An 11,898-nucleotide genomic window follows, 5' to 3' on the forward strand; every position below is an offset into this window, starting at 1 on the left:
GTGATACACACAGGCGAATCACATCCTGTCCGCCAACAGGAAGGTTGCCCCGTGTCAGTGACACGTCGTCAAGTCATCGCCCGTTCCGGTGCCCTGGGAGCGGGCATCGCCTTCACCGGAGCCCTCTCCGAACTCTTCGAGGGCACGGCCGCCGCACAGAGCGCCCTCGGCCACTGCGGGTACGGCCCGCTCGTCCCCGACCCGAACGGCCTGCTCGACCTGCCGGAAGGTTTCCACTACAAGGTCCTCTCCCGCGAGGGAGACCAGCTCCGCTCCGGCGAGGGCCAGGTCCCCACCAACCACGACGGCATGTCCGCCTTCACCGGTAGACACGGCCGCGTCCACCTGGTCCGCAACCACGAGAACCGCCACAGCGCCCGTATCCCGGTCCCCACCATCGAGGGCCTGACGTACGATCCGGCCGGCAAGGGCGGCTGTACGGCCCTGACGCTGGACTCCCGCAACCACGTGCTCTCGGAGCGGGTCGCCATCGCCGGTACGGCCGTCAACTGCGCGGGCGGGCCCACCCCTTGGGGCACATGGCTGACCTGCGAGGAGAACGAGGACAAGGCCGGCACCAACGGCTACACCAAGGACCACGGTTTCATCTTCGAGGTCGACCCTGCCGACCCGCACCGCTCGGGCGCCGTCCCTCTCACCGCGATGGGCCGCTTCCAGCACGAGGCGATCGCGGTGGACCCGCACACCGGCATCGTCTACGAGACCGAGGACGCCTTCCTCAAGCCATTCGGCCTCTTCTACCGCTTCCTTCCCGCCAAACCGAAGGGCGGCCTCGGTTCGCTCCGCGCGGGCGGCAGGCTCCAGGCGATGCGCGTACCCGGCGTACCGGACCTGTCCTCCATCCAGGAGACGGGCGCCTCGTTCAGCGGCGTCGAATGGGTGGACGTCCCGGACCCGCTCGCCGCCCAGACCCCCATCCGCCTCCAGGACTTCGGCCCGAAGGGCATCACGCACGCGCAGAAGCTGGAGGGCTGCTACTGGGGCGGCCGCTGCGTGTACTTCGTCTCCTCCTTCGCCCACAGCGCGGAGGGCTCGGCGGCCGACCACTACGGCCAGATCTGGCGCTACGACCCCGCGAAGCGCACCCTCACCCTGGTCATCGTGTTCGGCCCCGACACCGACATCCAGCTCCCCGGCGAGTCCCCCGACAACATCTGCCTCGCCCCCAGCGGCGGCCTGATGGTCTGCGAGGACGGCAACGGCGCCCAGCACGTCTACGGCGTCACCCGCCAGGGCGAGGTCTACGCCATGGCCCGCAACGCCCAGAACATCGGCACCGACACCGAGCCGGAGTGGGGCGAGTTCGCGGGCGTGACCTTCTCGCCCGACGGCAGGACGATGTACGTCAACTGCTACACCCCGGGAACGACGTTCGCGGTGACGGGCCCCTGGCGCCGCTGACGACAGCCTGACCTCCGACACCCTCGAGTGCGGGGCCGACACCGATCCCAGCCGACCGGTGTCGGCCCCGCAGCCACCTGCCGACCGAGAAAGCCCGAGAAAGCCCGAGACGATGAACACGCGCACCCTGACGTTCGGCCTGTACGCCGACGAGGAAGGGCTGACCTGGGTCAGACAGCTCGTCGCCGACGCGACGACTCCCCGAAGCGCCCGGATCATCGACACCGCCGTCGCCCACACCCTCCCCGGCGGCATGCCGACCACCGAGATGTACGACATCCTCGCCGACCAGTGGGGCTACGAGAACCCCGGCCGGAACCCCGGCACCCGCGAACTGGTGGAACTGCGCGTCCGCTTGGCATGCTCCCTGCGGACCTGGCGGGCGATACGCAAGACGCTGATCAGAACGCTCTGCCCGGAGGGCATGGCCCCGCACACCTGCCGAGTGCCTTGGTTCGCGGCGTGAGCGGCGTGAGCGGCGTGAGCGGCGGCCCCGGTGACCGGCCCGCAAGGCCCTGGCCCGTGCTCCCCGCGTAGATTTTTCTGTCCGCTTCCGGATAATTCTCCGACGTCCTTTTGATCAGTCCGGGCTTCACTGTGCGTAGTCTGCGTTTACGGTGGCGTCCGTGGACGCCCGCTCGACATGAACCGGTGAACCACATGGGCACACCCCCCACCTCGGTGTCCAGCAGCGACGGGACCACCCGGGTCTTCGTCGCCCACGAGAAGCTCTCCCGGGCGATGCTGCTGTACCGGCAGTTACGCTCGAAGGGGCTGCATGTCATCGCGCCCCGCTTGGGGCCGGGCGTCTCGCCGCTGCGGCAGATCCACGCGTACCGGCCGGACGTCGTCCTGCTGGGCGTCACCTCGCCCAGGTCCCCCTGGGACGCCATGGCCCTCGCGCGTACGCTGCGCGCCCAGCCCGTGCGGCCCGGCATCCTCTTCCTCACCGGCGGCCCGTGCCGGGCGACGGATCTGAGTCTGGCCGACGACTACACCCTCGACGGCTGCTCCGCCGCCGAACTGACCCTGCGTGTAGAGGTGTTGCTCACCCGGCGCTCGGCCTCGGACCCGGCCCCGCCGACGCCCCGACAGGCTCCCGCGCCAGGACTGCATGTCCTTGCGGCCAGTCGTCGCGTCCTGCTGCACGGGCACGAAGTCACCCTCACCGCGACGGAGTTCGACATCCTCCAGGTCCTGGTCGAGCACGCGGGGCAGGTCGTCCCCAAGGGCGAGATCCTCGACCGTGTCTGGCACCACGACTTCAACGGCGAGTCCAACATCGTCGAGGCGTACATCTGCAATCTGCGCCGCAAGCTCGCCGACTCCCAGCGCACGCTCATCACCACCGTGCGCGGCATCGGCTATCGCCTGGCCGCCGACGACCAGCAGTTCTCCCCCGACGCCGCCGTTCTCGCCTGACGCCGCCGTTCTCGCCTGACGCGTGTATGTACGCATACCGTCGCCTCGGTCGAGCTGGAGGCAAAGGCGGTCACCACAGCAGTGCCCAGGTGTCGCCCAGGCGGGTGACTTCGTGCCGGACTCCAGCTGAAACGGGCAGCTGAACCGACAATCCGCACACCCCGCCCGTTTACGTTCGTCCGGTGATCACTCCTGTCCGAAGAGTCACCACCCTCTGCCTGCTGGCCACCCTCGCCGCCTGTGGCACCCAGCAGCCCAGGCCGCGGCCGACGGCGACGACGTCGGCCCCCGCCGCTTCGCGACCGCCCACGCTCGCCCCCGGCCCGGCCGGGCTCACCCCGGTGTTCGAGCACGGCCCCCGTAGCCGCACGGACAAGAGCGTCGCGCTCACCTTCGACGCGGACATGACCGCCGACCAGGGGGCCAGGGCCGCCGCGGGCGAACGTTTCGACAATCCCGAGCTGATCGCCACGCTCCGGCGGCTGAGGGTTCCGGCCACCGTGTTCATGACGGGGCGGTGGGCGGAGGAGTACCCGATCCAGGCCCGGAACATCGGCAAGGACCCGCTCTTCGAGGTCGCCAACCACTCGTACGGCCACCACGCCTTCACCGACGACTGCCACGGCCTGCGGACCATGAAGGCGGGACGGATCGCATCCGATGTCGAGCGGGCGTACCGCGCGTTCCGCAAGGCTGGCGTACGGGACCCGATGCCGTACTTCCGGTTCCCCGGCGGCTGCTACGACCGGCGTGCGCTGCGGGCGCTGGGCGCGGCCGGGGTGACGGCGGTGCAGTGGGACGTGGCGAGCGGGGACACGTTCGCGACGGACGCGGACGCGGTGGCCCGGGAGGTGGTGGAGGGGGTGCGGCCGGGGTCTGTCGTCGTCATGCACTGCACGAGCAGCGCCGCGCCGGTCACCGAGCGGGCGGTCCGGATCATCGTGCCTGAGCTGCGGAAACGGGGTTTCCGCTTGGTGAAGGTGTCGGAGCTGGTGGAGGCGGCGGCGCAGTAGGCCGGGAGCTGTCGCGGCGATTTACGCTGGATGTATGAGCGAGTACTGCGCCACCGAACCGTCGGCCTCGGCCTCGGCCTCGGCGGAGCCGCCCGCCGCCGACGGGCAGCCCTTCGCCGAGTGCGTGCTGTGCCGGAAGCCCACCGAGTACCCGGAGTCGTACAAGGGGATCACTTTGTGCCCGGTGTGCGAGTGGCAGGAGGCCCAGCGGTCCGCCTGCTCAGGATGAGCGGCGGGTCGTGAGGGCACAGGCTCCCGCGGTGGCGGCGGCTGTGAGCAGGGCGGCTGCCGCCAGGGGCAGGACCGGGACCGGGACGGTTCCGCGTTGTGAGCCGTCCACCAGGGCGGTGATCGCCGCCCTGGCCGGGGAGCCCGCGACCACCAGGGCCAGCAGCGCGCCCAGGAGCAGCGCGGGGACCGCCTTGCCCGGCGAGCGCAGCAGGGGCCAGTTCGTCAGGGCGCCCACGGCCGTGCCGAGCAGGGCGCAGGCGAGGGCGGCGAGGAGGCCGGCGAGGCCCGCCGGGACCGCCGAGATCCGGGTCTGGTGATCCGTGCTCGTCCAGTCGCTGATGATCGTGACGAGCAGGGTGGCCCCCGCGCCGAGGAGCGCGGACGCCGAGAGCGCGACCAGGACGCAGGCCAGATGTGCCCGGCCAGGTCCGGCCGCGGCCCCCGTACAGCTCCGTGCCGCCGGTGGCTCGTTGGTGGCACAGATCCGTACCAGCCAGGCGGAGACGGGCAGCAGCGCGGCGGCCGAGTAACCGAGCGAGTCGAGCACCGGCTGTCCGCTCTGTACGCCGACAGCCAGGAAGGCGGCGTACAGGATGACGGGCGGGAGCCAGCGCTGGGAGCGGAGGAGGAGGGAGGCCTGGTAGCGGAGGAGAGCGGTCATCGGGAGCTTTCGACCTCCAGTTCTTCTGTCTCGGTCACTGCCGCCTCGGTCACTGCCGCCTCGGCCGCTGCTGTCTCTGTTTCCGCTGTCTCTGTTTCCGCTGTCTCTGTTTCCGCTGTCTCTGTTTCCGCTGTCCCCTCCGGTGTCACGCTCACCACGTGCCATGGCGGCTTCGCTCCCAGCAGCGCCCTGAGCAGCGCGTCGGACCGCGCCTCCGGGACGGCGAACCGATGCGTGCCGGAGGCCGTTTCCTCGACGCTCGTCGCGAACTTCTCCGTTTCCTCGGGCACTTGGCCCACTCCGGACGGCCCACGCGCCTCCACGACCACGGAAGGGACGTCGGCCCCCGCTTCCGAACTCGCCCTGTTGGTACGGAGTCTGAGCGCGCCCCCGACCACCGCGTACGTCGCGTCCGGCACCCCGGACAGACGGCGGGGGTCGTGGTCGACGAACACGGCGGCGGCCCCGGCGGCCGTGCGCTCGACGACCACGCGCTCCAGTTCCTCGCGGGCTACGGCGTCCAGGCCGGTCCAGGCCTCGTCGAGGACCAGCAACTCCGGTTCCGCCAGCAGCGCTTGGGCCACCGCGACCTTCTGGCTGCTGCCCTTGGACAGCTCGGCCATCGGTGTATTGGCGTACTCGGCGGCCCCGAACCGCTCCAGCCACTCGTCGGCTGCGTCGGCGGCTGCGTCGCGGTCCAGGCCGTGCACGGCGCCGAGATGGGTGAGGTACTCGGCGGCGGTGAACGGCAGCGCGGCCGGGAAGCGTTCGGGTACGTACGCCGTGCGGGGGCGGCCCACGGCCCGGCCCTCCGACGGGGCGTCGATCCCGGCGAGCAGACGCAACAGTGTCGACTTGCCCGTGCCGTTCGCGCCCTCGATCCGGATCAGCGCGCCGGGCGCGATCGCCAGGTCGACACCGCGCAGGACCCAGGGCCCGCGGAGCCCGTAGCGGCGGCCGACGCCTTCGAGGCTCAGCAGTAACTCGCGTTCCATGGGCCCCATCTTCGTACAGCCGCCGCTCGTCCGTGACCGGCGCCCGGGAAGGAAGGGATCTTCGGCCTGGCAGACTGGACGGATGAGCACCGGTGGCCACCACGACCCGAACACCCAGGACAGCCCTTTCCGGCATGAGCGGACGGCCCGCGACGAGGCGCCGCAGTTCGTGCTGCCGCTGGTCGCGAGGATCGAGAAGGCCGCTCCCCCGGCTCGTACGGACGCGCTGGAGACGGCGGCGCGCGCGGTGCTGGTGATGCTGGCCGACGAGCGGTCGTTGGGTGAGGGCGAGTGGGCCGAGGCCATGCGGGACTGGCAGGACGCCCGGATCCGCAAGGTGGTCCGGCGGGCCCGGGGCGCGGAGTGGCGGCGGGCCGAGGCGCTGCCGGGCATCACGGTGACGGGCAAGTCGGCGGAGGTACGTGTCTTCCCGCCCGTGCCGCTGGACGGCTGGCCCAAGGACCTGGCCCGCCTCCAGGTCTCCGGCACGGACCTCGACGACCCCGAGCCGCCGGTCGCCCCGGACCTCTCCGCCCCCGTCATCTGGATGAGCCCCGACCTCGACATGTCCGCCGGCAAGGCCATGGCCCAGGCGGGCCACGGCGCCCAGCTGGCCTGGTGGGAGCTGTCCGACGAGGCCCGAACCGCCTGGCGCGAGGCCGGTTTCCCTCTCACCGTCCGCACCGCCGCCCCCGACCACTGGCAGGCCCTCACCACCTCCGGCCTGCCGGTCGTACGCGACGCGGGCTTCACGGAGATCGCCCCGGGCTCCTGCACGGTCGTCGCGGACCACCCGGAGCTGCGCCGCACCCGCTGAGGCCCTCCAGGGCCTGTTGCGAACCTGACCTTCTCGCCGCCGTACAGGTGGGCGGGCGCCCCCGTAACCGCTTAAACCGGTTACCAGTCTGTGGCACTGCCTCCCGCCCGGTCAGCGTCGGCCGGTCACGGATCCTCCATGCGATGGTCGCGGATTCGCCAAGCTTTTCGACTGCTGTGCCGAGCCGTTGAACAACCCCGGCTTCCCCTGCGTACTTCCCTGCACTGGCCAAGCAACAGTCCCAACGACCAGTTGGCTTCACCCGGGAGGCACATTTGCGGCGCATCAACGGTTCGGTCATCGCCAGTCTGGCACTCGTCGTCACTGTCGGGGCGCTGTCGTTCCCCGTATGGTCGTACGCCGACCGGTCGGGCACCGGACAGGCGAACATGGCGGCGGGGACGGTGAACACCAAGTGGGGTCCACTGACCGCGTCCGACCGTGACCTGATCATCCGCGTACGACTCGCGGGGCTGTGGGAACTGCCCGCCGCCGAGATGGCCATGCAGCGGTCGAAGAGCGCGTCCGTCAAGGAGGCCGCGGACCACCTGATCGTCGGTCACAAGGACCTCGACCAGCGGGTGCGCACCGTGGCCGACCAGCTGGGTGTCGAGCTGCCGAACCAGCCGAACGAACAGCAGCAGGGCTTCCTCCAGCAGATGACGAACGCCTCGGACGACCAGTACGACCGTACGTGGGCCAATCTGCTGCGCTCGGCGCACGGCAAGATCTTCCCGGCCATCGGGACGGTCCGTAACGGCACCCAGAACACCCTGGTCCGCCAGCTCGCCTCGGACACCAACCAGACCGTGCTCGACCACATCACGATGCTGGAGAAGACCGGCGAGATCGACTTCGACGCCATCGCCAACGGCACGATCTGATCCGAGGCGCCCGTAGCGGCGCACCCCCGCACCAGTCAGTCCCCAACATCCAGTTGGTTTCCTCCCGGAGGCTCATTTGCGACGCTCAAAGGGCTCTATCCTTGTCGCCCTGGCGATCGCCGGCACCATCACCGCAGTCGCCTACCCCGTCTTCTACTCGTACCCCCACCGCAATGACGCGGCGAACGCGGCCACGGTGACCGGCGACACCGTGACCACCCAGTGGGGACCGCTGACCGCCGCCGACAGAGACTTGATCGTGCGCGTGCGGCTGGCCGGTCTGTGGGAGCTTCCCGCAGGTCAGCAGGCCCTGGAGCGGGCTTCCAGCGCCACCGTCAAGGAGGCCGCGGAGCACCTGATCGTCGGCCACACCGACCTCGACAAGCGGGTCCGGATCATCGCGGCGAAGCTCGGCGTCGAACTGCCGAACCAGCCGAACGAACAGCAGCAGGGCTGGCTGAACGAGATGACCGCCGCCAAGACCGAGGCGGAGTACAACAAGACCTGGGCGAACCTCCTGCGGGCAGCGCACGGCAAGATCTTCCCGGCCATCGCCACCGTCCGGAACACCACGCGCAACACACTGGTGCGCCAGCTGGCCTCGGACGCCAACCAGACCGTCCTCGACCACATCACGATCCTGGAGGGGACCGGCGAGATCGACTTCGAGGACATCGCCAACAACTCCGTCGGCGCGACCGCCAGCCCGACCGGCCCGCCGCCGCCCCAGCCCGGCCAGCTGGCCCCCTCCGCGCCTCCCGTGGAGCCGAGCACCAACCCCGACACCAAGTCGACGCCGTCCCCGACGGCACCCGGCGTGGTCAACACCGGCCGCCCGGATCCCGACGAGCTCAACAAGGAGCAGGGCGAGCCGACGATCCAGTAGCCGCCGGTGGCGCGGGAACCTCAAATGTTGCTCTGAACGTCCCTCCGGCGGGGTTCGGCCCCCGATCCCTGGGCCATGACACCGTCACGCCGGCACTGGTCCGCGCGAGGAGATGACGCACAGGGTCCTGGTGCAGCCGCGACCGGCGTGACCGAGGAGGGGGACGATGATGCAGACGAAGCAGACGAAGCAGTCCACGCAGTCGATGGTGCGGCTGGGCACGGGGATCGGCTGGCGGCCGGAGATCGCCGAGGCCGTCGAGCGCATGGCCGCGTCGGCGGGGGCCGGACCGGCCGGGCGCACCGGTGTCGACTGGGTCGAGGTCGTCGCCGAGAACGTCTGCCCGGGGCACATCCCCGAGTCGTTGACGCGGCTGCGCGAGCGCGGTGTCACGGTCGTCCCGCACGGCGTCTCGCTCGGCCTCGGCGGCGCCGACCGCCCCGACGAGGAGCGGCTGCGGTCCCTGGCCGAGCGCGCGGAGGCCCTCGGGGCTCCCCTCGTCACCGAGCACATCGCGTTCGTACGGGCGGGGGGCGCGCTCACCGCGTCCCCGCTCCTGGAGGCCGGGCATCTGCTGCCGGTCCCGCGCACCCGGGACGCGCTGGACGTGCTGTGCGAGAACGTCCGCATCGCCCAGGACGCCCTGCCGGTCCCGCTGGCCCTGGAGAACATCGCCGCGCTCATCAACTGGCCGGGTGAGGAGATGACGGAGGGCCAGTTCCTGTACGACCTGGTCGACCGTACCGGCGTCCGGCTCCTCATCGACGTGGCGAACCTCCACACCAACCACGTCAACCGGGGCGAGGACCCCGCGAAGGCGCTCGACGAGCTGCCGGTCGAGGCCATCGCGTACGTCCATGTCGCGGGCGGCTTCGAGCGAGACGGCGTCTGGCACGACAGCCACGCCCACCCCGTCCCGCAGCAGGTACTCGACGTGCTCGCCGACCTCGCCTCCCGGGTCAGCCCGCCCGGCGTGCTCCTGGAGCGCGACGAGAACTTCCCCGAGCCGGAGGAGCTGGAGCGGGAGTTGGGGGCGATCCGGGGGGTGCTGGAGAGCGCGGAGGTACGGGGGGCGACGGAGGCGCCCGGAGCAGCGACGGAGACACGGGGTTCGTCGGGCGCCGGGCCGGTCGAGGAGGCGGTGGTCGTGGCCGACACCGAGCCCGCCGTCCGGCAGCGGCTCGGGCTCGCGCAGGCTTCGCTGCTGTCGGCGCTCGTCGCCGGGACACCGGTGCCCGAGGGGTTCGACCGGGTCCGGCTGGGCGTTCAGGCGCGGGCCCTCGCCGCCAAGCGGTCGGACGTCGTGGCGAAGATCGCGCCGGAGTTGCAGGAGATCCTCGGGAAGTCGTACCGCCCGGCCTTCCTAACGTACGCGCAGGGCCACCCCATGACCGGCGGCTACCGGCGCGACGCCCTCTCCTTCGCCGAGCACGTGCTGCTGGAGCAGAGCCTGGACGACGCCGACGCGCGGCGGGCGCTGCGCGAGTGGTGGCTGGAGCGCTCAGGTCCGGCCCCGCGCTCCCAGCGCCCGACGGCCCGCCTGGCCCGCGCCACCCGCAGGGTCCTGCTGCGCCGTTGAGCGCCGTACGTCACGGCGGTCCACGCGCCCAGATGTGCTGCGATTAACAGAACCGTTCCCCACACACGAGCTTCACGCCCGATTCACAGGCATTTCACGGCCTCTGTCCAGCACTTCGAGCACCCCCTCCCGCCCACTTTGTCCCCTCATCAACCCTTCCTCCGTGTACGGCAGTTGCCCTACACCGGCGAGTAACATGCCAACCTGAAGGCGAGTCCGCACCCGAAGCACATCGGCGTGCGGTGCCGCAAGCAGGAGGCACCATGCGATCCGACAACCGCAGCAGAGGACTGTTCAGCGGGACAGGGCTCATCGTCGCCGGGCTGACGGCGACGCTCATCGCGCTCATCTTCCCGATCTGGTCGTACGCGGACCGGTCCGGCACCGGCGTCGACACGCTCAACGCGTCCACGGTGACGACGCAGTACGGCGCGCTGTCCGGCCTGGACCGGGAGTTCATCACCAAGGTGCGGCTCGCGGGGCTGTGGGAGCTGCCCGCCGGCCAGCAGGCCGAGGTGAAGGGCACCACCGAGGCCGTCCGTACGGCCGGGGAGCATCTCATCGAGGGCCACACCTTCCTCGACGCCCGCGTCCGGAATGTCGCCGCGCGCCTCAACCTGCCCCTGCCCAACCAGCCGAGCGACCAGCAGAAGGCCTGGCTGCAGACCCTGAACACGGCTCAGGGCGAGGAGTACGACCGCCAGTTCGCCAACATCCTGCGCCTGGCCCACGGCAAGGTCTTCTCCGTCGTCGCCCAGGTCCGCGCCACCACCCGCAACTCACTGGTCCGGGATCTCGCCGACGACGCCAACACCACCGTCCTCGACCACATCAAGGTCCTGGAGGCCACCGGGCTCGTCGACTACGACGCGATCGCCCGCGACGCCGCGTCGGCGAGCGCGCCGCCCATCACCAACTCCCCGGCCCCGCCCGGCCCGTCGGACGACCCGGGCTCGCCGATGCCGGTGACACCGTCGCCGTCGTTCTCGCTGCCGCCGGCGGCTCGGGGGCCGGAGGAGAATTAGGCGCCGACTGTTCCCCGGCACGTCGTTTCCGACCATCTTCCGTACCGGAACGGAATCTACCGATCACTTTCCGTCCGGATGGCGAACATCCGGTGGGGAACGGCACACCCGTCGCATAGAACACGACCATGCTCTGGGTCCTCTTCCTGCTCCTCGCCTGGGCCGTCGCGGGTGTCTCCTGCATCCGGCTGTGTCTGGCCTCGATGCGTGCGGCCTCCGCCGAGGCCGACACCGACGGTGTCCCGTCCTCCGGTCGTCAACTGACCCTGTACGAGGCCGCGTTCCTCTCCGGCGGGCCCGCGCGCGTCGCCGATCTGACCCTCGTCTCCATGGCCCGCCAGCGGCGCCTCCTCCTCGCGCACACCGGCTGGGCGACCGTCGTGGACCCGGACGGGCGGGACGAGATGGAACGCTCGGTGATCGGCGCGATAGGGCCCGACGGGCAGTCCTTGATAGCGCCGGTGCGGCAGACGGCGGCCGCCGCCGAGGCCGTACGGCGGCTCGCCGATCGGCTCGTGGCGGCGGGGCTGGCCGTGCCGGACGGGGCGCGGGCGGGCGTTTCGGATGCGGTTCGGCAGGTGGGGGGCGCCTCTGTGGCCGTGTCCGTACTGGGCGCCCTCGCCTTGGTGATGCCCTTGGGGGCGCAGGACCAGGGTGGGCTGGTGGCCCTCTGGTTCGCGTTGCCCTTCGTACTCACGGTGAGCTGTCTCCTGGTGGCACGGGTCGAGGTGCCGGGCACGGTGTGGGCGTCGGCGGCGGGGAAGCGGTTGCTGCGGAGTGCGGGGGTCGGGCGGGGCTGTGGTGATCATCAATGTCTCGCCATGGTTGCCCTGCGGGGGGTGCGGGCGGTCGAGTCGGATGAGCTTCGGGCGGCGTTCGGGTATCGGTAGCGCCATGGGGGGCTCGGCCGTTGGTCGGCTGCGGTGCTTCGCGGCTGGTCGCGCCCACGCGGCCGAGCCGCGG

13 protein-coding genes are annotated in these 11,898 nt (G+C 71.1%); 11 read left to right on the forward strand and 2 right to left on the reverse strand.

Annotation, left to right across the window (positions count from 1 at the left end):
• Nucleotides 1-57: 57 nt before the first annotated feature.
• The 5 genes from SGFS_RS16585 to SGFS_RS16605 all read left to right on the forward strand — a co-directional run bounded on the left by SGFS_RS16585 (nt 58) and on the right by SGFS_RS16605 (nt 4,086).
• The gene (locus SGFS_RS16585) at nt 58-1,422 is read left to right on the forward strand and encodes a PhoX family protein (RefSeq protein ID WP_286251083.1); all 1,365 of its coding nucleotides are present in this window, start codon (nt 58-60) and stop codon (nt 1,420-1,422) included.
• A 112-nt stretch (nt 1,423-1,534) separates the two neighbouring features.
• The gene (locus tag SGFS_RS16590) at nt 1,535-1,888 is read left to right on the forward strand and encodes a hypothetical protein (protein WP_286251085.1); all 354 of its coding nucleotides are present in this window, start codon (nt 1,535-1,537) and stop codon (nt 1,886-1,888) included.
• A gap of 194 nt (nt 1,889-2,082) precedes the next feature.
• Nucleotides 2,083-2,844 carry a winged helix-turn-helix transcriptional regulator gene (locus SGFS_RS16595; RefSeq protein WP_286251087.1) on the forward strand — a complete coding sequence of 254 codons (762 nt, stop codon included), beginning with the start codon at nt 2,083-2,085 and terminating at the stop codon, nt 2,842-2,844.
• A gap of 182 nt (nt 2,845-3,026) precedes the next feature.
• Nucleotides 3,027-3,857, forward strand: coding sequence for a polysaccharide deacetylase family protein (locus SGFS_RS16600; RefSeq protein WP_286251088.1), 831 nt, complete (start codon nt 3,027-3,029; stop codon nt 3,855-3,857).
• Nucleotides 3,858-3,891: 34 nt separating this feature from the next.
• On the forward strand, nt 3,892-4,086 hold the full coding sequence (locus SGFS_RS16605) for a hypothetical protein (protein ID WP_286251089.1): 195 nt from the start codon (nt 3,892-3,894) through the stop codon (nt 4,084-4,086).
• Here the strand turns inward: SGFS_RS16605 and SGFS_RS16610 are convergent.
• Nucleotides 4,078-4,749 carry an ABC transporter gene (locus SGFS_RS16610; RefSeq protein WP_286251090.1) on the reverse strand — a complete coding sequence of 224 codons (672 nt, stop codon included), beginning with the start codon at nt 4,747-4,749 and terminating at the stop codon, nt 4,078-4,080. The two genes, SGFS_RS16605 and SGFS_RS16610, sit on opposite strands and share 9 nt — an antisense overlap.
• On the reverse strand, nt 4,746-5,744 hold the full coding sequence (locus tag SGFS_RS16615; RefSeq protein ID WP_286251091.1) for an ABC transporter ATP-binding protein: 999 nt from the start codon (nt 5,742-5,744) through the stop codon (nt 4,746-4,748). Before SGFS_RS16615 ends, SGFS_RS16610 begins: the two co-directional genes overlap by 4 nt.
• 82 nt (nt 5,745-5,826) lie before the next feature.
• On the opposite strand from SGFS_RS16615, the gene SGFS_RS16620 reads away from it, so the two are divergent.
• From SGFS_RS16620 to SGFS_RS16645, 6 genes are all read left to right on the forward strand, one after another.
• Nucleotides 5,827-6,561, forward strand: coding sequence for a peptidyl-tRNA hydrolase (locus SGFS_RS16620; protein WP_286251092.1), 735 nt, complete (start codon nt 5,827-5,829; stop codon nt 6,559-6,561).
• Between the two features lie 275 nt (nt 6,562-6,836).
• Nucleotides 6,837-7,445 carry a DUF4142 domain-containing protein gene (locus SGFS_RS16625; protein WP_286251094.1) on the forward strand — a complete coding sequence of 203 codons (609 nt, stop codon included), beginning with the start codon at nt 6,837-6,839 and terminating at the stop codon, nt 7,443-7,445.
• 76 nt (nt 7,446-7,521) lie between these two features.
• Nucleotides 7,522-8,331 (forward strand): DUF4142 domain-containing protein, encoded by an 810-nt coding sequence (locus SGFS_RS16630; protein ID WP_286251096.1) that lies wholly within the window; start codon nt 7,522-7,524, stop codon nt 8,329-8,331.
• 205 nt (nt 8,332-8,536) lie between these two features.
• Entirely contained in the window at nt 8,537-9,910 is a 1,374-nt protein-coding gene (locus SGFS_RS16635) for an MbnB/TglH/ChrH family RiPP precursor modification enzyme (protein WP_286259954.1), read from the forward strand.
• A 263-nt stretch (nt 9,911-10,173) separates the two neighbouring features.
• A complete protein-coding gene (locus SGFS_RS16640; RefSeq protein ID WP_286251100.1) occupies nt 10,174-10,935 on the forward strand; it encodes a DUF4142 domain-containing protein in 762 nt (253 codons plus the stop codon).
• A 128-nt stretch (nt 10,936-11,063) separates the two neighbouring features.
• Nucleotides 11,064-11,825, forward strand: a complete 762-nt coding sequence (locus tag SGFS_RS16645; protein ID WP_286251101.1) for a TIGR04222 domain-containing membrane protein — start codon at nt 11,064-11,066, stop codon at nt 11,823-11,825.
• Nucleotides 11,826-11,898: the final 73 nt, after the last annotated feature.

The organism is Streptomyces graminofaciens, assembly GCF_030294945.1.
Lineage (GTDB): Bacteria > Actinomycetota > Actinomycetes > Streptomycetales > Streptomycetaceae > Streptomyces > Streptomyces graminofaciens.

Coding starts and splice junctions, on each gene's coding strand:
- SGFS_RS16595 (WP_286251087.1), top strand. CDS start 2,083: ATGGGCACACCCCCCACCTCGGTGTCCAGCAGCGACGGGACCACCCGG.
- SGFS_RS16620 (WP_286251092.1), top strand. CDS start 5,827: ATGAGCACCGGTGGCCACCACGACCCGAACACCCAGGACAGCCCTTTC.
- SGFS_RS16590 (WP_286251085.1), top strand. CDS start 1,535: ATGAACACGCGCACCCTGACGTTCGGCCTGTACGCCGACGAGGAAGGG.
- SGFS_RS16615 (WP_286251091.1), bottom strand. CDS start 5,744: ATGGAACGCGAGTTACTGCTGAGCCTCGAAGGCGTCGGCCGCCGCTAC.
- SGFS_RS16605 (WP_286251089.1), top strand. CDS start 3,892: ATGAGCGAGTACTGCGCCACCGAACCGTCGGCCTCGGCCTCGGCCTCG.
- SGFS_RS16645 (WP_286251101.1), top strand. CDS start 11,064: ATGCTCTGGGTCCTCTTCCTGCTCCTCGCCTGGGCCGTCGCGGGTGTC.
- SGFS_RS16635 (WP_286259954.1), top strand. CDS start 8,537: ATGGTGCGGCTGGGCACGGGGATCGGCTGGCGGCCGGAGATCGCCGAG.
- SGFS_RS16610 (WP_286251090.1), bottom strand. CDS start 4,749: ATGACCGCTCTCCTCCGCTACCAGGCCTCCCTCCTCCTCCGCTCCCAG.
- SGFS_RS16640 (WP_286251100.1), top strand. CDS start 10,174: ATGCGATCCGACAACCGCAGCAGAGGACTGTTCAGCGGGACAGGGCTC.